Here is a 19361-nt window from a genome sequence, read left to right as displayed (position 1 = left end):
GGCAAGGCTAGGAGATCGGAGCCGATGCGTGGGGCTGCGGCACCGCGCGCCCCGAGCAGATGGGTGAAGGCAGCACCCCCGGAGCTGAGAGCCCCTGATCCGGGGGCAGAACGGGGCGCAGCCGGTTCACTCCGGCTCGCGGTTGGGGGACAATGAAGGGCCTCCCTATCGAAGGAGTCCATGATGTCAATGCTGTCCATGATTCCCACGATAAGACGACACCGAACCTCCCCCATCGCCGTGCTTCTGGCCCTCGCCGCCCTCCTCCTGGCACCGATGACGCCGCTGTCAGCCGCCGCAGGCGATCCACCCCTGTGCGATCCGGTCACCCAGCGCTTCACCACGACCTCGTCCGATACCGGTGCGCCCCAAGACCCCCAGCGGGCACGCAAGGCCATGCAGTGGCTGAGGTCGATGATGGATCCGCCGCAGGACCTCGGCGGCGGGGCCGACATCAGGCTCTCTGGTGGCCACGGCTACCGGGACAGCGGTGAGGTCTCGGGCTCCTTCACCCTCGACGATCCCGAGCAGTACCCCGTCGTGAGCACCGAGCTGAGCCTCGATGGTCGCTCCTCGATCCCCAGCGACTACCGGGGACAGGTCTCGGGCACTGCTCCGGCGGGTGTCAAGGGAGTCGTCAAGGCCTACCTGCACACCGACCGGGCCTATGAGCAGGCCGCGGTGATCCCGGCGGTCGTCCAGCCCGATGGCAGGTGGGAGCTCGACCTCTCGCCCGTCGACCCCGGCCGGGCGGGCGAGTGGCAGTTCCAACTGCATGATGCCGCGACCGGTGAGCAGATCGGCGGCAGCTGGCCGGAGCACCGGGAGAACCTTCGGATCGAGCTGTACTCGCTCACCGAGTCGGGCAGGGCACTGGTGGGGATGCCCGCTCCGAGTGGGCCGTCCTTCACCCTGTCGACCCGCCACGAGGGCCTGAAACTGGCCCGCCTGGTCGATGCCCGAGACGGCACGATCCTCGCCGAGCACCACGAGGCAGCGACGGCTGATCTCATCCGGTCCAACAGCCACGCCCCCGGGCAGGTCGGCTACGGCGACCGCAGGTACACCAGTGATACCTACGATCAGGCACTGGCACTCATCGTGGCGGTGGGCGCTGATGATCGCGGCATGGCCGATCGGCTGGTCAACGGGCTGCGCTCCCTCCAGACCACCTCGGGGCAGGATGCCGGGGCTTTCCCCCGGGATGCCAGTCAACTGCTGAATCCTGAGACCGGCGCTCCCCTGGAGGTGACCCGGACGTACTTCACCGGGCGCCAGGCCTTCATCCTGTATGCACTGCTGCGCTACCAGGAGCGTTACGGCGATATCAACGGTGTCAGTGGGATGGTCCGCAGAGGGCTCGGCTGGGTTGCGACCCAGAGGAGCACCACGGGAGCCGAGGCGGGGCTGTACAGGGGAGGCAGGGCCCCTGACCAGATCACCTGGCACTCCACGGAGCACAACACCGATCTGTGGCACGTCTTCGAGCTCGCCTCCCGAGTCCTGGGCGAGAAGGGGTATCGCGACCAGGCCGATGCCCTGGCGCGGGCGATCATGGACAGGCTCTGGAACGCTGGGGAGCAGCGCTTCAACCGGGGCTGGAATGCCAGCGGCCCCGACACCGCCGATCCTCTCGACTCTGCCAGTTGGGGGTCGGTGTTCCTCCACGCCATCGGCGAGCATGAGAAGGCCCGGGTGGCCCTGGGGCACACCCGGCGGTTCCTCCACGAGGAGGGACCCGTTCGGGGCTATACCGCGCGCATCGAGCCGGGTCTGGACCGCAACATCTGGTTCGAGGGCACTTTCGGGGTGACGCACGCCCAGGTCACCGCGGGCCTGTGGGACGAGGCGCGCATCAGCGCCGAGGGCGCCTCCCCCGCCCAGGCGGCGGACGGCTCCTGGCCCTACACGCTGAGGGATGACCCGGTCGAGGAGGTCACCTCGGCCGGCTCGGTGGCCTCCACTGCCTGGTACCTCCTGGCGACCTCGACGCCGCAGGCCATGTGGTCGGAGTGCCGGGTCCCCGGGGCCGGCGCGCCCTGACCGCTGCCGCGTGGCTCCACCGCCCCAGAGGGCGGCCCATCGCGAGGCGCGCCTGCGGTCGGGCCATGGGGCCGGCTCCCCATCTGCCCCGCCCTCATCCTGGGGCGCTCAGGCCGCATCCGCACTCTCCTGTTGTGGAGGCCAGACCATAGTTGCGTGCTCAGCGCCAGCAGCATCCCCACCTCCTGGAAGGACCCGCCATGACAGCACCCGATCAGCACCATGGACCACGGAGGTGCGGGATCGTCGCGATCGCCGTGGCCGCTGCCCTGACCTGCGCCTGCAGCCAGACGGCTCCCTCCACTCAGAGCGGAGCAACGGCCTCGGGCGCCTCCCCCGCACCGGCCAGCACGTCCACCCAGCCCTCGGCCGCTGCCTCGGCGAGCACGACAGCCGAGACAGTCCTGGGGGTGAGCAAGGATCCGGCGACGTGGTCGCTTCCCTTCGATGCCATCGAGGACGCCTCCCTGGCGTATCTGAAGAGCTATGCCCTGGACCTTCTGGTCGACCAGTGCATGTCCGATGCCGGCTTCGAGGACTACGAGGTGCTCACCCCGTCCTCGCCTCCCCCCGGAGCCCAGAGCGCGGGCAAGGAGCACCTGTTCACCGTCCCCATCGCTCAGGAGCACGGGTACCGGAAGCAGTTCCGGCAGGACTCGGGCAGTGGTGACCCCAGCATCTACGACAATAAGCCCGAGGCCTTCCACGCGCAGTGGAACGACTGCACGACCACCAGCCAGATCCAGCTGGATGCCGAGCTCTCCAGTGGCGAGTCCGACGCCGACTGGGACGCTCGGCTCAGCGGCTTCACGGTCGATACCTCGGGCCCCGAGCTCCAGGATGCCGCTGCCCAGTGGCACTCCTGCATGGAGCCTCAGGGGATCGCCGATCTGCCGGAGCAGCCCTGGACACCCATGTACTTCTCACAGGACATGCCGGAATCACTGACGACCGCGTTCTACGGGGATCCCGTCGGGCCCCCCAGCGCCGAGGAGATCGAGGTCGCCACCGCCGACGCCCAGTGCCGCGAGTCCTCGGGCTGGACGTCCTTGCTCTATGAGACGACCTGGGACCAGCAGGCCGCCTTCGTGGAGGAGCACAAGGCCGAGGTCGATGCGCGCATGGCGCACAACGCGGCCCAGACCGAGAAGGTCCGCACCGTCATCCGCGATCATGGCGGTCAGCTCTAGCTGTTGAGCCCGGCGTCTGCTCGGCCCTCCGAGCAGACGCCCGCCGCCATGCGGCCCGCCGTCGGAGCCCAGCGAGCCCTGCCGCGCTCGGAGCCGGGCCGGGCGGCGGGCTCAGGCCCGGGCGGTCTCTCCCCCGGCGTCCTCGGTGGAGCCCGCCCCGGCGGTGCCCGCCGCGGAGGCCCCGCGGTGGGCGGCGCCGTCGGCGGCCCAGATATCGCCGGGCAGGGCTCCGGGCAGGTAGGGGTTGTCGGTGGCGATGAAGCGGATCTCGCTCTGGCGGCCCTCGCGCACGGCCCGGTGCTGGGCCTCCCAGTCGCGCAGGGCCCCGAAGGCCCACTTGCCCAGTAGGGCGATGGCCACGATGTTGATGATCGCCATGAGCCCCATGGCCACATCCGACAGGTTCCACACGAAGGTCAGCTCGGCCACGGAACCGACGAAGGCCGCCACCAGGATCATCACCCGCAGGCCGGTGTGCCAGGCCCGGCTCGCCGCTCCCCCGCGCAGGAAGTCGATATTGATCTCGGCATAGGTGAAGTTGCCCAGCAGCGAGGAGTAGGCGAAGACGAAGATGATCGCCGCCATGAGGTTGGCCGACCAGGGCCCCAGGACCTCGGCCACCGAGGTCGAGGTCAGGGAACCGGCCGCGACCCGGGCCGCGTCGGGGTCCAGGGCGGCGCGTGCCGGGTCGTAGACGCCGGAGAGCAGGACGATGAGCGCGGTGGCGGTGCACACGATGATCGTGTCGACGAACACCCCCAGGGACTGGATGAAGCCCTGGTGCACGGGGTGGGAGGTGGTCGCCGTCGCCGCCACGTTGGGCACCGAGCCCTGACCGGCCTCATTGGAGAACAGGCCGCGCTTGACCCCGTTGATGGCCGCGGCGTACAGGCCCCCGGAGATCCCGTAGAAGGCCACATCCCCGCTGAAGGCGTCCTTGACGAAAGACATCATGATTCCGGGAATGGCATCCAGGTTGAGCAGCAGCACCACCGCTGCCAGGATGACATAGGCCATGGCCATGATCGGCGCCAGCCACTCGGCGACCCGCGCCACCAGCCGGATCCCGTTGAAGATGATGGGCCCGGTGATCAGGACCAGGAGGACGGCGGTGATCCAGGGGGAGATGTTGAAGGTGGACTTCAGCGTCGTGGAGATGGCGTTGGCCTGGGTGGCCTCATAGGCGAAGCCGAAGACGAAGGTGATGACGACGGCGAAGATGCTCGCCCACGCCTTGGAGCCCAGTCCCCGCTGGATGTAGTAGGCCGGCCCACCGCGGAAGCTGCCATCGGGGTTGGGGATCTTGTACATCTGGGCCAGCGTGGACTCTACGAAGCCGGTGGCCATGCCCACCAGGGCCACCATCCACATCCAGAACACGGCACTGGGCCCGCCCATGGTGATGGCGATCGCGACCCCGATGATGTTGCCCGTGCCTACCCGGCTGGCGATGCCCACGGCGAAGGCCTGGAAGGGGGAGATCCCCTCATGGGCGGCGGAGCGGGAGACCAGGATGGTCCTGACCATATTGGGGAAGTGGCGCAGCTGGACCCCATCCGTGCGGACCGTGAAGTAGAGGCCGATGCCCACCAGCAGCCAGATCAGCAGCCCCCCGTAGAGCTTGTCGCTGACATTGCCCAGCGCTTCGGTCGCAGGGGCGAGAACCGAGTCGACCGCATCGGTCAGCTGATCGAGGACGCCGGTACGGGTCTGAGGGGCGCTCAAGGGGATCATGGGCATCGTGCCTCCGGGTCGGACAAGCAGGCGCACGTCGCGATCCTCCATGCCTCCGTCCTCCTCTGCGAGGGGCAGGAGCATCGTGCCTGCGAGGGGCACGGGGAGCAGCACATGCTCAGGGATCACACCACGAGCGCGAGAACCCGAGCAGGCTACGGGCCGCCGTGTTTCGATAAGGTGACGCCGGAGGTCGCGGGTGCGCCGGCGGTTGGTCGTCGCGCCGTCGCGTATCGCAGCCTGCCGGCCCCGCCCTCAGGGCCGGGGCCGCCGCGGCCAGGCCGCGGTGCTCAGCTCGGCGGGCAGGTGGGGGGAGTCGGCGTGGAAGGCGGGGCCGCCAGTGCCCGCCCAGTCACCGGCGCCCCGGACGCCCGCGCCCTGAGCACTGCCGTCCTCCCCCGCTCGCAGATGCCGCGTCTGGGCCTCCCAGTCCCGCAGGGCCCCGACCACCCACCTGCTGAGCACCAGGATGGCCACCAGGTTGAGGATCGCCCCCAGGCCCAGCATGACGTCGGCCAGGGCCCACACCGTCGTCAGCGCCTGGAGGCTGCCGACGGCGGCGCAGGCCACCGCCGAGACCTGGAGCAGCCGGGCGGCCCCGGGGCGGTCGGTGAGGTAGTCCAGGCAGATCTGGGCATAGGAGAAGGCCCCGATGATCGTGGTGTAGGCCAGGACGACGATGAGGATCACCATGGGCCCGCGGCTCCACTGGCCCACCAGGTGGGCGATGGCGTCCTGGGTCAGGGTGTTCGCCGCCTCGGCGGTGGTGACTCCCGGGGCGTAGACCTCGGGGCCGGCCACGAGGATGGCCAGGGCGGTGGCGGTGCAGATGAGCAGGGTGTCGACCAGTACCCCGAAGGCCTGGATGAAGCCCTGCTGGACGGGGTGGGCCACCGTGGCCGAGCCGGCGGCGCAGGCGGCCCCTCCCAGGCCGGCCTCATTGGAGAACAGGCCGCGGCGCACACCGTTGAGCAGCGCGGCGAAGGCGCCCCCGGCCACTCCGGCCAGGCCCTGGCGCAGGCCCAGGGCGCTGCCCCAGATCGACTCCAGTGCCTGCCAGGCCTGGACCGGGTGGGTCAGGAGGATGACCACGACCAGGACCAGGTAGGCCAGTGCCATCACCGGCGCCAGGAGCTCGGCCGTGCGCGCGATGGAGCGCAGGCCGCCCAGGAGCACCGGCGCGGTCAGGGCCACGATGATGAGCGCACCCACCTGCGGGGTGATCGGCGTGGCCGAGGCCAGGGAGGAGACGATGGCATTGGCCTGGAGCATGGGCATGGCCAGACCGTTGGCGATCATGAAGACCACAGCGAAGACCACCCCCAGGGCCGGCAGTCCCATGCCCCGGGCGATGTAGTGGGCCGGCCCTCCCCGGTAGGTGCCGTCGGGGCGCCGGACCTTGAAGATCTGGGCGAGGGTGGACTCGCTGAAGGCCGTGGCCGTGCCCAGGACGGCCACCACCCACATCCACAGCACCGCACCGGGGCCGCCCATGATGAGGGCCAGGGCCACCCCCACGATATTGCCCGTCCCCACCCGGCTGGCCAGCCCGACGGCGAAGGCCTGGAAGGAGGTGATGCCCCCGTACGCGCCCGAGCGAGAGCCGCGCACGGCACTGAGGATGCCGGCCGCGTGGCGCACCTGGACGGCGCGGGTGCGCACCGTGAGGAACAGGCCCCCGGCGACGAGGAGGACCACGAGCACCCAGGAGAACAGCAGGTCCGAGGCGGTGGTGAGGATCTCGTTGATAGACGGCATGGCTGCTCCTGCAGGGGTAGCGGTCAGTGGTCGTGGGCGCGGGGTGCCGGGGCCTCAGCCGCGGTCAGCGCCGCCCCGGTCCGCCGGCTGCCGCGCACCGGGCTGCCGTCCATCCGCCTCCCAGATGCCGGGGACGACGTCGCCGGGCAGCAGGGGGTTGGCGTGGCCGACGAAGACCGGCTCGACCCCGCGGGCGCGCTGGGCCTCGAAGTCCCGCAGCGCCCCGACCGCCCAGGGCATCAGGCGCACGATGACCACGAGGTTGAGCAGGCCCAGCAGGCCCAGGGCGATATCGGTCAGGGCCCACACGATCGGCAGGCTCAGCACGCATCCGGCGAAGGCCGCACCGGTGAGCACCAGGCCGAAGAGCTGCTCGGCGCGGTGCTCCCCGCCCAGGAAGTTGACGTTGACCTGGGCGTAGGAGTAGCAGCCCAGCACCGTGGAGAAGACCAGGACGAAGATGAGCACCACCATCGGCCAGGTGGTCCAGGCCCCCAGGTGCTCCACCACCGCCTGCTGGGTCAGGACCGCGCCCTCCAGGGAGGGGTTCCCGGGCTGGTAGGTGTCGGTGGCCAGCAGGATGAGCATGCCGGTGGCGGTGCACACCAGGATCGTGTCGATGAAGACGCCGAAGGACTGGATGAGGCCCTGGCGCACCGGGTGGGCCACCGTGGCGGTGCCCGCGGCGTTGGGCACGGTGCCCAGGCCCGCCTCGTTGGAGAACAGGCCGCGGCGCACACCGTTGAGGACAGCCGCCAGGACGCCGCCGGCAACGCCGAACAGGGCCTGGTCGGCGCCGAAGGCGCCCCGGAAGACCGAGCCGAGCACGTCGTCGAGCTCACCGATGTTGAGCACGATGACCACGGCGGTGGCCATGATGTAGATGAGGGCCATGATCGGCGCCAGCCACTCGGTGACGCGGGCCACCGACTTCAGCCCTCCCAGGACCACCGGCCCGGTGAGCATCACGAGGAAGACCCCCACCATCCACGGCTTGACGTCGCTGACCGTGGCGGTGATGACGCCGGCCAGGGCGTTGGTCTGGACCATCACCACGGTCACGCCCACCGAGATGATGCACATGACGGCGAAGACCCTGCCCCAGGCACGCGAGCCCAGCCCGTTCTTGATGTAGTAGGCGGGTCCTCCCCGGAAGGTGAAGTCTCGCCCGCGCTCCTTGAAGATCTGGGCCAGGGTGGACTCCACGAAGCTGGTGGCCATACCCACCAGGGCCACCACCCACATCCAGAACAGGGCGCCGGGGCCGCCGGCCACCACCGCCAGTGCCACCCCGGCGATGTTGCCGATGCCCACGCGGGCGGCCAGCCCCACGGCGAAGGCCTGGAAGGAGGAGATGCCCCCGTGGGCCCCTCCGCGTGAGCCCGCGATGGACTGGAGCATGGTGCCCAGGTGCCTCAGCTGCACGGCACCCGAGCGCACCGTCATGTAGACGCCCACGGCCACCAGGACGGCCGCCAGCAGGTAGGTGTAGAACCAGTCGTCGATGCGCAGGAGCCAGTCCTGGATGCTGGTGGGAGTCATGGGCGGGCCTCCATCGTCGTCGGCTCCTGAGCGGGCGGCCCCGCAGCGGCCCAGACGTCTCCGGGCAGCTCTGCGGGCAGGTGCGGGTTGTCGGTGGACACGAAGACCGGCTCGGCGATCCCCGCCGCCTGCTGGGCCTCCCAGTCCCGCAGGGCGCCCACGCCCCACCGGGCCAGGGCCAGCAGGGCCACCAGGTTGGTCACGGTCATGAGCGCCATGGTGATGTCCACGGTGTTCCACACCACCGTCAGGGTGGCCAGCGCCCCCAGGCCGGTGGAGGCCACCGAGACCAGGCGGGGCAGCCAGCGCCAGTGGGGGGCCGAGGAGATGAAGCTCATCGAGACCTCCGAGTAGGTGGCGGCGGCGATGATCGAGGAGTAGGCCAGCACGAAGATGAGCACCGCCATGGGCACCGCCGTCCACCCGCCCAACACCGCCGCGACGGCCTCGGAGGTCAGGGTGGCCGCGGCGTCGGGGGTCAGGGTGCCGGCAGTGGTGGCGGCCGGGCTGTAGACCCCCGAGACCAGGATGATGAAGGCGGTGGCGGTGCACACCACGATGGTGTCCACGAAGACCCCCAGGGACTGGATGAGCCCCTGCTGGACCGGGTGGGCCACCGTGGCGGTGGCCGCGGCGAAGGGCGCGGTTCCCTGCCCGGCCTCATTGGAGAACAGGCCGCGCTTGGTGCCGTTGATGAGGGCCGCCAGGATCCCCCCGGTCACTCCCCCGGCGAAGGGCCGGGGCCCGAAGGCCGAGGTGACGATCGTCCACAGGATCGTGCCGAGCTCGGTGATGTGCAGGCAGACGATGATCAGGGCCAGCAGCATGTAGATGAGGGCCATGATCGGGCTCATCCATTCGGTGACGCGCGCCACCCGCCGCACCCCTCCCAGGATGACCAGCGCCGAGAGCCCCACCAGGACCGCGGCGGCCGCCCCCTGGGAAAGGCCCAGGGGCGAGGCCGGACCGATGACCCCGGCCACGGCGTTGGCCTGGACCATGATGATGGAGAAGCCGCAGGTGAAGATCGTCAGGGCCGCGAAGGCCACCCCCAGGGGCCGCGAGCGCATGCCGCGGGCCATGTAGTAGGCGGGCCCGCCCCGGAAGGAGCCGTCGGCGTGGCGGACCTTGAACAGTTGGGCCAGGGTGGCCTCGAAGAAGGCGGTGGCCATGCCCACCAGTGCCACCATCCACATCCAGAAGATGGCGCCGGGGCCTCCCAGGATGAGGGCGGCGGCCACGCCGAAGACGTTGCCGATGCCCACGCGGGCGGCCAGGGAGATGGTGAAGGCCTGGAAGGAGGAGATGCCGCCGCCGGCGCCGCCGCGCGAGCTCGCGACCTGACGGACCATGGCGGGCAGGTGTCGCAGCTGGACGCCGCGGGTGGCGATGGTCAGGACGATCCCGGTGCCCACGAGCAGCCACATGGTGATGTGCAGGGTGATCCAGTCGGAGATGGTCTGGAGATGCTGGGCGAGGGCGTCCATGGCGGTCTTTCACGGTGGGATACGTGGAACGCCCCGCATGCTCTCATGAGTTGGTGCGGGCGTGCAGCAGCGGGTCGGATCGTGGCCCCGTGAGACGATGGGCCCATGACCTCCCCGGCGACCGCCCCGGCTCTCAACGCGATGCTCGACGCCCTCATCCCGGCTGATGACCCTGATCGGATCCCTGAGCCTGAGGATGTCTACCTGGCCTTCTCCCAGTGGGCGCAGGATTCCGGCCGCCCCCTCTACCCGCATCAGGATGAGGCCCTGTCCCAGATCCTGGAGGGTCGCCACGTCATCGCCGCGACCCCCACGGGCTCGGGCAAGTCGATGATCGCCCTGGCGGCCCATACCGCCTCGCTGGCCCGTGGGGGGCGCTCCTACTACACCGCGCCGCTCAAGGCGCTGGTCAGCGAGAAGTTCTTCGAGCTGGTGGGGCTGTTCGGGGCGGGCAATGTCGGGATGGTCACCGGGGACACCTCGATCAATGCGGGCGCCCCCGTCATCTGCTGCACGGCGGAGATCCTGGCCAACCAGTCGCTGCGCGAGGGCGGGGCGATGGATGTCGACTGCGTGGTCATGGACGAGTTCCACTACTACGCCGACCCCCAGCGCGGCTGGGCCTGGCAGGTGCCGCTCCTGGAGCTGCCCCAGGCCCAGATGGTGCTCATGTCGGCCACCCTGGGGGATGTTTCCTTCCTCGTGGGGGATCTGGAGTCGCGCACGGGGCGGCGGGTCGCCGTCGTCGACGACGCCGTGCGGCCGGTGCCCCTGGAGCTGGACTACAGCGTGGAGCCGATCGGCGAACTGCTCCAGCGCCTGGTGGGTCAGGAGCGGGCCCCGGTCTACGTCGTCCACTTCTCCCAGAAGGAGGCCATTGAGCGGGCCACGGCGCTGCTGAGCGTGGACCTGGTGCCCAAGTCCCGCAAGGAGGAGATCGCCGCCGCCCTGGGGGGCTTCCGCTTCGGCGGGGGCTTCGGCGCCACCTTGTCGCGGCTGCTGCGCTCGGGCATCGGGGTGCACCATGCCGGGATGCTGCCGCGCTACCGCAGGCTGGTCGAGCGCCTGGCGCGCCAGGGGGTGCTGGCGGTCATCTGCGGGACCGACACCCTGGGGGTGGGGATCAATGTGCCCATCCGCTCGGTGGTGCTCACCTCCCTGGTGAAGTTCGACGGCGCCAAGGAGCGCCACCTCACGGCCCGGGAGTTCCACCAGATCGCGGGCCGGGCCGGGCGCGCCGGCTTCGATACCCGGGGGTATGTGGAGGTCCAGGCCCCCGAGCACGTCATTGAGAACGCCAAGGCGCTGGCCAAGGCCGGGGATGATGAGCGCAAGCGCCGCAGGATCGTGCGCAAGAAGGCCCCCGAGGGGCGGGTCAACTGGACGGACAAGACCTTCGAGCGCCTGCGCGACGCCGCCCCCGAGACCCTGACCAGCCAGTTCCAGGTGACCACCACCATGGTGCTCAACCTCATGGAGCGCCCCGGCGACCCGGTGGCCCATATGGCCGGCCTGCTGGATCGCGCCCACCTGTCCGCGCCCGAGCGGCGCACCCAGGTGCGCCGGGCCCTGGAGATCTACCGCTCCCTGCGCACGGCGGGAGTGGTCGAGCACGTCTCCTCCGCCGTCGCGGCGGCCGACGGCCGCCCCCGCCTGCGCCTGGCCGTGGACCTGCCCGACGACTTCGCCCTCAACCAGCCGCTGGCGCCCTTTGCCCTGGCGGCCATGGACCTGCTGGGCGTGGACTCCCCCGAGCACACCGTCGATGTGGTCAGCGTGGTGGAGGCCACCTTGGATGATCCGCGCCCGGTGCTCTATGCCCAGCAGAGGGCGGCGCGCGGTGAGGCGGTCGCCGTGATGAAGGCCGAGGGCATGGATTATGAGGAGCGCATGGCGGCCCTGGAGGAGGTCACCTGGCCCCGGCCGCTGGCCGAGCTGCTCGCCCCGGCCCTGGAGATGTACCGGCAGTCCAACCCGTGGGTGGCCGACTACGAGCTGAGCCCGAAGTCGGTGGTGCGCGAGATGGTGGAGAGCGCCATGACCTTCTCCGACCTGGTCTCGCGCTACGAGCTGGGGCGCAGCGAGGGGGTGATCCTGCGCTACCTCACCGATGCCTACCGAGCGCTGCGCCAGGTGGTGCCCGAGGAGCACCGCAGTCCTGAGGTGGTCGAGCTCATCGACTGGCTGGGGGGCCTGGTGCGGGCGGTGGACTCCTCCCTGCTCGATGAGTGGGAGGCCCTGGGGGCGGCGCAGTCCGGCCGCGCCCAGGAGGGGGCGGCCCTGCTGGAGGGCGACCGCCCGGATGCGGATGACTCCCTGGGCGTGGAGCGGGCCTTCGGCGCCGATGAGGAGGGCCGGGTGGCCCTGACCCGCAACCGGCACGCCTTCCGGGTGGCGGTGCGCCGGGAGCTGTTCCGCCGCGTGGAGCTCATGGCCCGCGACGACGTCGAGGCCCTGGCAGCGCTGGACGCCTCCTCCGGCTGGGGGCAGGAGCGCTGGGATCGGGTGCTGGGCGAGTACTGGGAGGAGTACGACTGGATCGGCACGGACACCGCGGCCCGATCCGTCTCCCTGGCGCCGCTGGATGAGGAGCCCGATGAGCAGGCCCTGGCGGCCGCGGGGGTCTCGGAGCGCCTGCGCGAGGCCCTGGCCGCCCAGGGCAGGAGCGTGTGGCTGGCCACCCAGATCATCGAGGATCCCGACGGCGACCATGACTGGAGGCTGGTGGCCCTGGTGGACCTGGAGGCCTCGGACCGGGAGGACCGCGCCGTCCTGCGGCTGCTGAGCGTCGGCCCGCAGGCCTAGCCGTCCGTCCTCGGGAGGCGGTCGGCAGGCGGCGAGTGGGGCCTCCGGCGGGGTGCGGGCGATCGCCAGGGCCCGCCTCACCTGCTGGGGCGGGGGCGCCTGGAGTGCCGGATCGGCTGGGCTGAGCCTGTGCCGGGGGAGGTGCAGTGCCATCGGGGTCGCCTGCGAGGGCTGGTGGTGTGCTAGGCCTGGCAGCGGATCAGGGCGATGGCGGGGCGGGTCCGATTGGGCGTCACTTCGCGACGAATGCGTCACTTGGCGGAATGGACGATCCCTACAAGGTACGTCCATTCCGCGAAGTGACGCCCGTTCCGCGAAACGACGTCGTTCCTGAGCCCCGGCATCCTCAGTCCCCGGAGATCCCCAGGCCCCGGAGGTAGGACACCTAGCCCGAGGGAGGGGCGGGGGTCAGCGCCGTGGCCAGGACGGCCGTGTCGGCGGGCGTGGTGCGGCAACATCCGCCGATGAGGCGCGCCCCCGCTCTGGCCCAGGAGCGGGCGTGGGCGGTGAATCGGCGCTCGGCGGGCACCACCGTCCAGGTCTTGGTGGAGGGGTGGTAGAGGTCCCCGGAGTTCGGGTAGGCCACCAGTGGCTTGGTCGTCACCGCTCTCATGGCCTCCAGGGCGGGGAGCACCGCCTCGGGCGCCACGCAGTTGACCCCGACGGCGATGACACCCGCCGCCTCCTGGGCCCAGGAGGCGGCCCGCAGCAGGGGGGTGCCGTCAGCCAGGCGCTCGCCCCCACCATCGACCTGGAAGGAGACCCAGGCCCGCGCCGCCGGTGAGAGGCGCTCCAGCAGCTCGACGATGGCCTGGGCCTCATCGAGTCTCGGCATCGTCTCCACGGCGATGACATCGACGCCCTGGTCCAGGAGGATCTCCAGTCGCGGGGCATGGAAGGCGTCCCAGCCGGCGTCGTCGAGGCGGTAGTCGCCGGTGTACTCGCTGCCGTCGGCCAGGGAGGCGCCGTAGGGGCCCACCGAGCCGGCCACGACCGCCTGCCGCCCGCCCGCAGCGGCATGGGCGGCCCGGGCCTCCAGCGCCAGGCGGGCGGAGGCCGCCAGGGCGGCGCGGGCCCTACCCTCATCAAGGCCCGCGCGCATGAAGGCCGGCAGGCTGGCCTGGTAGGAGTTGGTGGTGATCACCTGAGCACCGGCAGTCAGGTAGTCGGTGTGGACGGCGCTGATGGCCGCCGGCCGGTCGATGAGCGCCAGGGCCGACCACAGCTCGTGGGAGGTGTCCACGCCTCGCGCGTCGAGCTCGGTGCCCATGGCGCCGTCGAGGATCACCGGGCCGCGCGCCAGGGCGGCGGTCAGGCGGGAGGCCGGGCGCGAGGGGCTGATGTCCATGCCTCTACAGTGGCCGACCCGCCAGGTGCCTCAGGCGGGCGCTCACCCAGTGAGAAGGCCTGACGGGCCGGCGGACCGCACCACTAGCGTCACAGCCAGGGCTCCTCCCCCACGCCCTGGCGCTGCTGAGCGCACCGGCGGGAGCGGCGGCGGTATCAGCCTCGTCGACGCCGTGCCCCAGGACGCTGCTCCCCGCAGCACCGCAGGGGCCTAGGAACCGGGCCATATGCCTGCTCATCGTCTTCGATCCGGTGCAGCGGCCCGCCCTGGGGATCACCACCGCCTTCCTGGTGCTGTGCTACGGCGGCTACTGGCTGCGGGCGTGGCGGATCCGCCTGTGAGGGGTGCCCGGCAGGACCGCCGGGCACCGGGCCCCGCCTGACGGCCGCTGGACGCCATCGCGGACCCGGCGAGGAGGGCCGCACTCCGCCGCCAAGGCGCCCCTCCCTCTCAGGCCACCACGTGCCCCGCAGGGCGGGCAGGTTGGGCGTCGCTTCGCGACAGGCGCGTCACTTGGCGGAAAGCGCGACACCTGTAGGTGTCGCGCTTTCCGCCAAGTGACGTCGAATCCGCCAAGTGACGCTCAATCGTGCGCTGCTCCCCCAGCGCGGCACCTGCCGGGCGGCCCCTGCCTGCCTCTGCCGGCGGCACCGGGGCGGGTGACTCGCTCACAGGATCCCGGGGCGCTCCACAATCTGCTTGCCGTAGGGGAAGCAGGTGACCGGGATGAGCTTGATATTGGCGATGGCCAGGGGGATCCCGATGATGGTGACGGCCTGGGCGGCGGCGGTGGTCAGGTGGCCGATGGCCAGCCACAGGCCGGCAACGAGGAACCAGACGATGTTGGCGATGCCGCTCATCACTCCCGCGCCGGGAGTGGCCACCACGTCACGGCCGAAGGGCCACAGCACATAGCCGGCGATCCGGAAGCAGGCCACGCCCGCGGGGATGGTGATGATGAATATGCAGGCGATGACGCCGAAGAAGACGTAGGCCAGGCTGAGCCACAGGCCGCCGAAGATGACCCAGATGATGTTGAGCAGGGTGCGCATGCCCCTTATCTACCACATCCGGGTCGGCACGCTTCAGCCCGCCGGGATCCGCCGGGACCGGGGCCTCATCGCAGTGCGGGCCGAGGGCCGGGGCGTGGGCCGCCGGCTCACCAGAAGACGCGCTGGGCGATGGCGTCGGCGAAGTTGTCCAGGGCCCCCGGGGTCGATCCCAGGTAGAGACCCGCATCGATGAGCGAGACCTCCATGAGGTAGAAGCCGCCCTGACCGTCGCCGACGACGTCCACCCGGTTGAACAGCAGCTGGATGTCCCGCCCGGCGGTCTCCTTGATGAGCTGGTGGATGGCCTTGCGCACCTGCTCACCCCACAGCCACTCCTGCTGGCTGGGCTCGCGGGCGGTGACGATCTCCTCGTGGACCTGGTCGGTGGAGCGGAAGGAGGGGTGGAGCATCGGGGCCTTCTCCACCGCGTGGGACAGCACGCCGTTGAGGTAGACCAGGGAGACCTCGCCCTTGCGGTCGACCTCCTCCAGGTAGCGCTGGACCATGACCGAGCGCCCCCGGCCCAGGTGGTGGACGGCGTCGTTGATGGCCTCGGAGCGCGAGCGCGCGTCGGTGGCGGTGTATCGGCCGGTGCCTCGGCCCCCCGAGGAGATGGCGGGCTTGACCACGAAGTCCCCGTGGGCGGGGAAGCGCGTGTGGACCTGGTGCTTGGAGTAGTTGGCCTCCGGCTCCAGCCAGGTGGTGGGGATCGTGGGGACGCCGAGCCCTGCCAGGCGGTTGAGGTAGTGCTTGTCGGAGTTCCACACCAGGACCTCATGCGGGTTGAGCAGCCTCCGCACGGAGCGCGACCAGGCCAGGAACTCCTGGTACCTGCCCTTGCGGGCGTAGTCGCGCACGGAGCGCAGCACCACCATGCCCGCCTGGGACCAGTCCGCATCGGCGTCGTTCCACACGGCGATCCGCGGCTCGATCCCCCGCTCGCGCAGGGCATCGGGCAGGGCGCGGTTGTCCTCGTCCAGCTCGGGGAAGTCGGCGCATGTCGCCAGGGTCACGATAGGGTCAGTCACGGTCCTCACGGTACCGCGCTCCCCGCCCGCATGTGTGACGACGGCGTGTGATGCCAGTCGGCGGCACCGTTCGGCCAGCGCCATCCGGTCAGGTGCGGCCGGCCTGAACGGCCTGCGACTCCTTGCGGACTCCTTGCGACGACCTGGGACGACCCTGAGATGTCCCGCACATTCGGGGGTTTTCGGGGCGGGCGACTGGACGCGGCCGCCTCTCGGGCGTTAGAGTCTCCTCCGGTCACCGCGGCGATAGGGCCTCGTGGCACGCACCGTTAGCTCAATTGGTAGAGCAGCTGACTCTTAATCAGCGGGTTCAGGGTTCGAGTCCCTGGCGGTGTACGACTCCCCGACGCCTCAGGCATCAGGGAGGCGCAGTCCCGACCGGGACTGAGCACCGTTAGCTCAATTGGTAGAGCAGCTGACTCTTAATCAGCGGGTTCAGGGTTCGAGTCCCTGGCGGTGTACCACGAGGATGAGCCCGAGAGGCGGCACCCAGCGCAAGCAGGCCGCCCCGGCATGATGAGGCGGGCCGCCTGAGACACGAGGTCTGAGGCACAAGGCCGAGAGACACGAGTTCTCGGTACCGCCGCCCACGATCCCCACCGCACCACATCGGTGATCGGTCTCAGCAGTGACGAGCGCTGCTGGCATCCGGTCCTCGTGACCCCTCCGGTCAGGCAGAGTGCGCGGCCCCCAGGCGCCCCGCACGCGATAGCGCATACCGGCACAGCCATCCGCCGGGTCGCAGGAGATCCCTGCGCTCCGCCCGGCACCACGGCCCTTGGCGGGCCGGGCCCGCCAAGGGCCGAGACGAGACGAAGGACGATTGATGAATACCGCACTGACAGCAACGGACAATGGCCCCCTGAGCCGCCCGGCCTCCCATGGCCCGGTGGCGCGCGACCAGGCCGAGCGGGAGCTGCTCGCAGCCCACGCCGAGCTGGACTCCCTGGGCACTGAGGTCTCCCCCTCCCGCCTGGAGCGGGCCCTGGAGCGGCTGGCCGCCGCCGAGCACCTGCTGGCCCTGGCGGCCTGAAATTCACAGGGCCGGCGTCCGCGACATCACTAAAATCTGACGGCGGACTCCTGACATTTCAGGGCTCCTAGTGCGAGGATGCTCCTAGCGGCGACCGCCACGAAGGAGGATCCATGAGCCGGCTCACCGTCGGGGACACTGCCCCGGACTTCTCCCTGCCCGATGCTCAGGGCATCACCGTGACACTCAGCGAGCTGCTGGCCCAGGCCGACAGGGGCGTCATCGTCTACTTCTACCCCAAGGCCTCGACCCCCGGCTGCACCAAGGAGGCCTGCGACTTCCGCGACTCGCTGGCCGCACTGCAGTCGGCCGGCTACTCGGTGGTGGGGCTGTCCCCCGATCCGGTGGCGGCCCTGGCCAAGTTCACCGAGCGCAACCGCCTGAGCTTCCCCCTGCTGTCCGACGCCGACCACAGCGTCATGGAGGCCTGGGGCGCGTGGGGCGAGAAGAAGAACTACGGCAAGGTCTACACCGGCGTCATCCGCTCCACCGTCGTGGTGGACCCCGACGGCAGGGTCGCCCTGGCCAAGTACAACGTCAAAGCCACCGGGCACGTGGCGCGCCTGCGCACCGAGCTCGGCGTCGACTGAGTCGGCCGGCTGCCTCGGCTGAGCGCGCCTCAGGCCGCATGCCCCACCGGCCCAGTGGCTCGGTGGGGCATGCGGCTGCCGCGGCCCGGCACGGGCTCGTGCTGGCAGGCGTGTGGGCGGGAGGGCGCTGAGGCGGTAGTGTGAGCCCCCGAGCGCGAGTGGCGGAACTGGTAGACGCCCCAGGTTTAGGTCCTGGTGCCTTCGGGCGTGAGGGTTCGAGTCCCTTCTCGCGTACGACTCCGCCAGGCCGTCCGCGCCCGGCACCGGCCGGCGCCGCCCAGCACGCAGTTCTGCCTTTCTCGACGCGGATCCGCACCTCGGGGCAGGGGTATTCTGCGTCTTGAAGGGCGCACGTGCGGACCGGGCCCATCACCGAGGGCCCCGCCCCCTGCTCACTCCTCGTGCTGGACCACCTCGAAGCCGAGCACCTCGATGCTCATGCCCCGGCGCTTGTCCTCCTCATGCCCGCCGGAGGGGCGGGCCGAGATCCAGGCCTGGTAGTCCTCGCGCGTGTCCCACCGGGTGACCACGAAGTAGCGCTCCTCCCCCACCACCGGGCGCATGAGCTCGAAGCTCTGGAAGCCCTTGGCGGCGTCCACGGCCCGCTTGCGCGCCGCGAAGCGCTGCTCGATCTCGGCCTCGGCCCCCTCGGGGAAGGTCAGGGCGGTGATATTGACGTAGGTCATGTCCGTGCCTCCTTACGCGGCGGAGCTCCCGCCGCCTGCTTCAGGGTCAATCCAAGTACGCCCAGCCTAACCTCATCAGGCACAGCCGAGGAGCACAGGGCCCTCAGCAGGCCCCGGCAGGAGGAGGGCTGCGGAGCGGAACAGGACCAGGGCCCGCTCCCTCGCATTCCGGGAGAACCCGACGCCGGCAGCCGCCGGCACAGGGCCGGGACTACTTCACCTCACAGGCGATACCGTCGCCATCGCGGTCCAGGTCCAAGCGGTAGCCCGGATCCCCGGCGTACAAGGGCGCCGCGCCAGCGGCACGCGCCTCCTTGCAGCTCCCGTAGAACTCAGCCGCCGGCGCCGCAGGAGCCACCGGGGCAGGAGCCTCCTGGGCGTTCTGCTGCTCGGCCTCCTGGGCGGCCTGCTCAGCCGCAGCCCGATCCGCGGCCTCCTTCTCCGCTGCGGCCTGCTCGGCGGCCTGGCGTGAGGCCTCCTCGGCGGCCGCCTGCTCTGCCGCGGCCTTATCCGCCGCCTCCTTCTCCGCGGCCTGGCGTGAGGCCTCAGCCTCAGCCGACTGCGTCGCCGCGGCGTCGGCGGAGTCATGGTTGACCATGAGGGTGACCTCCTGGTCGGCCGGCACCGCCGTGCCCGCGGCCGGGTCCTGGGTGACCACGGACCAGTTGCTCTTCTTCCACACCGACTCCTGGCCGTCGGCGTCCTTGAAGGTGGGGCTGCGGGTCAGCCCTGCCGCCTCCAGGGCCTCCACAGCGGCATCGCCCTTCATCCCCACCACCTCGGGAACGGTGACGGTGGCCTCCTGCGAGGCCGAGGGCGCCTGCGAGGCCCGGCCCGCCGCCTCCGTGCTGCCGCATCCGCTGAGGATGAGGCTCAGGATGACGACGGAGGCAAGGGCGAGGGCCTGCAGCCAGGTATCCGGCCGGCAGGCGGCGCGGAGGTGTCGAAGGGAAGGGACCATGGGCAGGAAAAAGGCCCTGGGCATGGGGGGCTCCTTAGGGAAGGGGCGGGATAGGGGTAGCAGCCACAACGATAGGAGGCCTACTCCCGCCCCACGCCTGCACC

14 protein-coding genes and 3 tRNA genes are annotated in these 19361 nt (G+C 70.8%); 8 read left to right on the top strand and 9 right to left on the bottom strand.

Annotated features, from left to right (window positions below):
• Positions 1–276: 276 nt before the first annotated feature.
• Positions 277–2043 carry a hypothetical protein gene (locus MANAM107_RS09945; protein ID WP_223907930.1) on the top strand — a complete coding sequence of 589 codons (1767 nt, stop codon included), beginning with the start codon at positions 277–279 and terminating at the stop codon, positions 2041–2043.
• 200 nt (positions 2044–2243) lie between these two features.
• Complete coding sequence (locus MANAM107_RS09940; RefSeq protein WP_223907928.1) at positions 2244–3233, top strand: hypothetical protein; 990 nt, start codon at positions 2244–2246, stop codon at positions 3231–3233.
• Between the two features lie 111 nt (positions 3234–3344).
• Here the strand turns inward: MANAM107_RS09940 and MANAM107_RS09935 are convergent, their stop codons facing one another.
• The 4 genes from MANAM107_RS09935 to MANAM107_RS09920 all read right to left on the bottom strand — a co-directional run bounded on the left by MANAM107_RS09935 (position 3345) and on the right by MANAM107_RS09920 (position 9754).
• Positions 3345–4967, bottom strand: a complete 1623-nt coding sequence (locus tag MANAM107_RS09935; protein ID WP_373314096.1) for an alanine/glycine:cation symporter family protein — start codon at positions 4965–4967, stop codon at positions 3345–3347.
• Positions 4968–5222: 255 nt separating this feature from the next.
• Positions 5223–6725, bottom strand: coding sequence for an alanine/glycine:cation symporter family protein (locus MANAM107_RS09930; RefSeq protein WP_223907924.1), 1503 nt, complete (start codon positions 6723–6725; stop codon positions 5223–5225).
• A gap of 54 nt (positions 6726–6779) precedes the next feature.
• Positions 6780–8267 carry an alanine/glycine:cation symporter family protein gene (locus tag MANAM107_RS09925; RefSeq protein WP_223907921.1) on the bottom strand — a complete coding sequence of 496 codons (1488 nt, stop codon included), beginning with the start codon at positions 8265–8267 and terminating at the stop codon, positions 6780–6782.
• Positions 8264–9754, bottom strand: a complete 1491-nt coding sequence (locus tag MANAM107_RS09920; RefSeq protein WP_223907918.1) for an alanine/glycine:cation symporter family protein — start codon at positions 9752–9754, stop codon at positions 8264–8266. The genes MANAM107_RS09925 and MANAM107_RS09920 overlap by 4 nt, the downstream gene beginning before the upstream one ends.
• Positions 9755–9859: 105 nt before the next feature.
• Between MANAM107_RS09920 and MANAM107_RS09915 the strand changes: the two genes are divergently transcribed.
• A complete protein-coding gene (locus tag MANAM107_RS09915; protein WP_223907915.1) occupies positions 9860–12559 on the top strand; it encodes a DEAD/DEAH box helicase in 2700 nt (899 codons plus the stop codon).
• A gap of 385 nt (positions 12560–12944) precedes the next feature.
• Here the strand turns inward: MANAM107_RS09915 and mmuM are convergent, their stop codons facing one another.
• From mmuM to MANAM107_RS09900, 3 genes are all read right to left on the bottom strand, one after another.
• Positions 12945–13907 carry a homocysteine S-methyltransferase gene (gene mmuM / locus MANAM107_RS09910; protein WP_223907913.1) on the bottom strand — a complete coding sequence of 321 codons (963 nt, stop codon included), beginning with the start codon at positions 13905–13907 and terminating at the stop codon, positions 12945–12947.
• Positions 13908–14575: 668 nt separating this feature from the next.
• Positions 14576–14959: a YccF domain-containing protein gene (locus MANAM107_RS09905; RefSeq protein WP_179899953.1), complete on the bottom strand. Its 384-nt coding sequence runs from the start codon at positions 14957–14959 to the stop codon at positions 14576–14578.
• A 107-nt stretch (positions 14960–15066) separates the two neighbouring features.
• Positions 15067–15987 carry an ATP-grasp domain-containing protein gene (locus MANAM107_RS09900; RefSeq protein WP_179899954.1) on the bottom strand — a complete coding sequence of 307 codons (921 nt, stop codon included), beginning with the start codon at positions 15985–15987 and terminating at the stop codon, positions 15067–15069.
• Between the two features lie 263 nt (positions 15988–16250).
• On the opposite strand from MANAM107_RS09900, the gene MANAM107_RS09895 reads away from it, so the two are divergent.
• The 5 genes from MANAM107_RS09895 to MANAM107_RS09875 all read left to right on the top strand — a co-directional run bounded on the left by MANAM107_RS09895 (position 16251) and on the right by MANAM107_RS09875 (position 17844).
• Positions 16251–16323: transfer RNA gene (locus MANAM107_RS09895), tRNA-Lys, on the top strand.
• A 52-nt stretch (positions 16324–16375) separates the two neighbouring features.
• A tRNA-Lys gene (locus MANAM107_RS09890) sits at positions 16376–16451 on the top strand.
• A 362-nt stretch (positions 16452–16813) separates the two neighbouring features.
• Positions 16814–17020, top strand: a complete 207-nt coding sequence (locus MANAM107_RS09885) for a hypothetical protein (RefSeq protein ID WP_179899942.1) — start codon at positions 16814–16816, stop codon at positions 17018–17020.
• Positions 17021–17133: 113 nt separating this feature from the next.
• Entirely contained in the window at positions 17134–17610 is a 477-nt protein-coding gene (gene bcp, locus MANAM107_RS09880; protein WP_223907911.1) for a thioredoxin-dependent thiol peroxidase, read from the top strand.
• A gap of 152 nt (positions 17611–17762) precedes the next feature.
• A tRNA-Leu gene (locus MANAM107_RS09875) sits at positions 17763–17844 on the top strand.
• 158 nt (positions 17845–18002) lie between these two features.
• Here MANAM107_RS09875 and MANAM107_RS09870 read toward each other — a convergent pair.
• Together MANAM107_RS09870 and MANAM107_RS09865 are read right to left on the bottom strand one after the other, a co-directional pair.
• On the bottom strand, positions 18003–18296 hold the full coding sequence (locus tag MANAM107_RS09870; RefSeq protein WP_179899956.1) for an antibiotic biosynthesis monooxygenase family protein: 294 nt from the start codon (positions 18294–18296) through the stop codon (positions 18003–18005).
• A 211-nt stretch (positions 18297–18507) separates the two neighbouring features.
• Positions 18508–19281 carry an excalibur calcium-binding domain-containing protein gene (locus MANAM107_RS09865; RefSeq protein WP_223907908.1) on the bottom strand — a complete coding sequence of 258 codons (774 nt, stop codon included), beginning with the start codon at positions 19279–19281 and terminating at the stop codon, positions 18508–18510.
• Positions 19282–19361: the final 80 nt, after the last annotated feature.

The organism is Actinomyces capricornis (assembly GCF_019974135.1).
Taxonomy (GTDB): Bacteria; Actinomycetota; Actinomycetes; order Actinomycetales; family Actinomycetaceae; genus Actinomyces; species Actinomyces capricornis.
Note: the sequence above shows the minus strand (reverse complement) of the source record. Positions and strands in the feature narration are given on the sequence as shown.

What these genes read in the sequence shown, in the direction of transcription:
- MANAM107_RS09945 (WP_223907930.1), top strand. Translation starts at nt 277, where the DNA reads ATGACGCCGCTGTCAGCCGCCGCAGGCGATCCACCCCTGTGCGATCCG.
- MANAM107_RS09940 (WP_223907928.1), top strand. Translation starts at nt 2,244, where the DNA reads ATGACAGCACCCGATCAGCACCATGGACCACGGAGGTGCGGGATCGTC.
- MANAM107_RS09935 (WP_373314096.1), bottom strand. Translation starts at nt 4,967, where the DNA reads ATGATCCCCTTGAGCGCCCCTCAGACCCGTACCGGCGTCCTCGATCAG.
- MANAM107_RS09930 (WP_223907924.1), bottom strand. Translation starts at nt 6,725, where the DNA reads ATGCCGTCTATCAACGAGATCCTCACCACCGCCTCGGACCTGCTGTTC.
- MANAM107_RS09925 (WP_223907921.1), bottom strand. Translation starts at nt 8,267, where the DNA reads ATGACTCCCACCAGCATCCAGGACTGGCTCCTGCGCATCGACGACTGG.
- MANAM107_RS09920 (WP_223907918.1), bottom strand. Translation starts at nt 9,754, where the DNA reads ATGGACGCCCTCGCCCAGCATCTCCAGACCATCTCCGACTGGATCACC.
- MANAM107_RS09915 (WP_223907915.1), top strand. Translation starts at nt 9,860, where the DNA reads ATGACCTCCCCGGCGACCGCCCCGGCTCTCAACGCGATGCTCGACGCC.
- mmuM (WP_223907913.1), bottom strand. Translation starts at nt 13,907, where the DNA reads ATGGACATCAGCCCCTCGCGCCCGGCCTCCCGCCTGACCGCCGCCCTG.
- MANAM107_RS09905 (WP_179899953.1), bottom strand. Translation starts at nt 14,959, where the DNA reads ATGCGCACCCTGCTCAACATCATCTGGGTCATCTTCGGCGGCCTGTGG.
- MANAM107_RS09885 (WP_179899942.1), top strand. Translation starts at nt 16,814, where the DNA reads ATGAATACCGCACTGACAGCAACGGACAATGGCCCCCTGAGCCGCCCG.
- bcp (WP_223907911.1), top strand. Translation starts at nt 17,134, where the DNA reads ATGAGCCGGCTCACCGTCGGGGACACTGCCCCGGACTTCTCCCTGCCC.
- MANAM107_RS09870 (WP_179899956.1), bottom strand. Translation starts at nt 18,296, where the DNA reads ATGACCTACGTCAATATCACCGCCCTGACCTTCCCCGAGGGGGCCGAG.
- MANAM107_RS09865 (WP_223907908.1), bottom strand. Translation starts at nt 19,281, where the DNA reads ATGCCCAGGGCCTTTTTCCTGCCCATGGTCCCTTCCCTTCGACACCTC.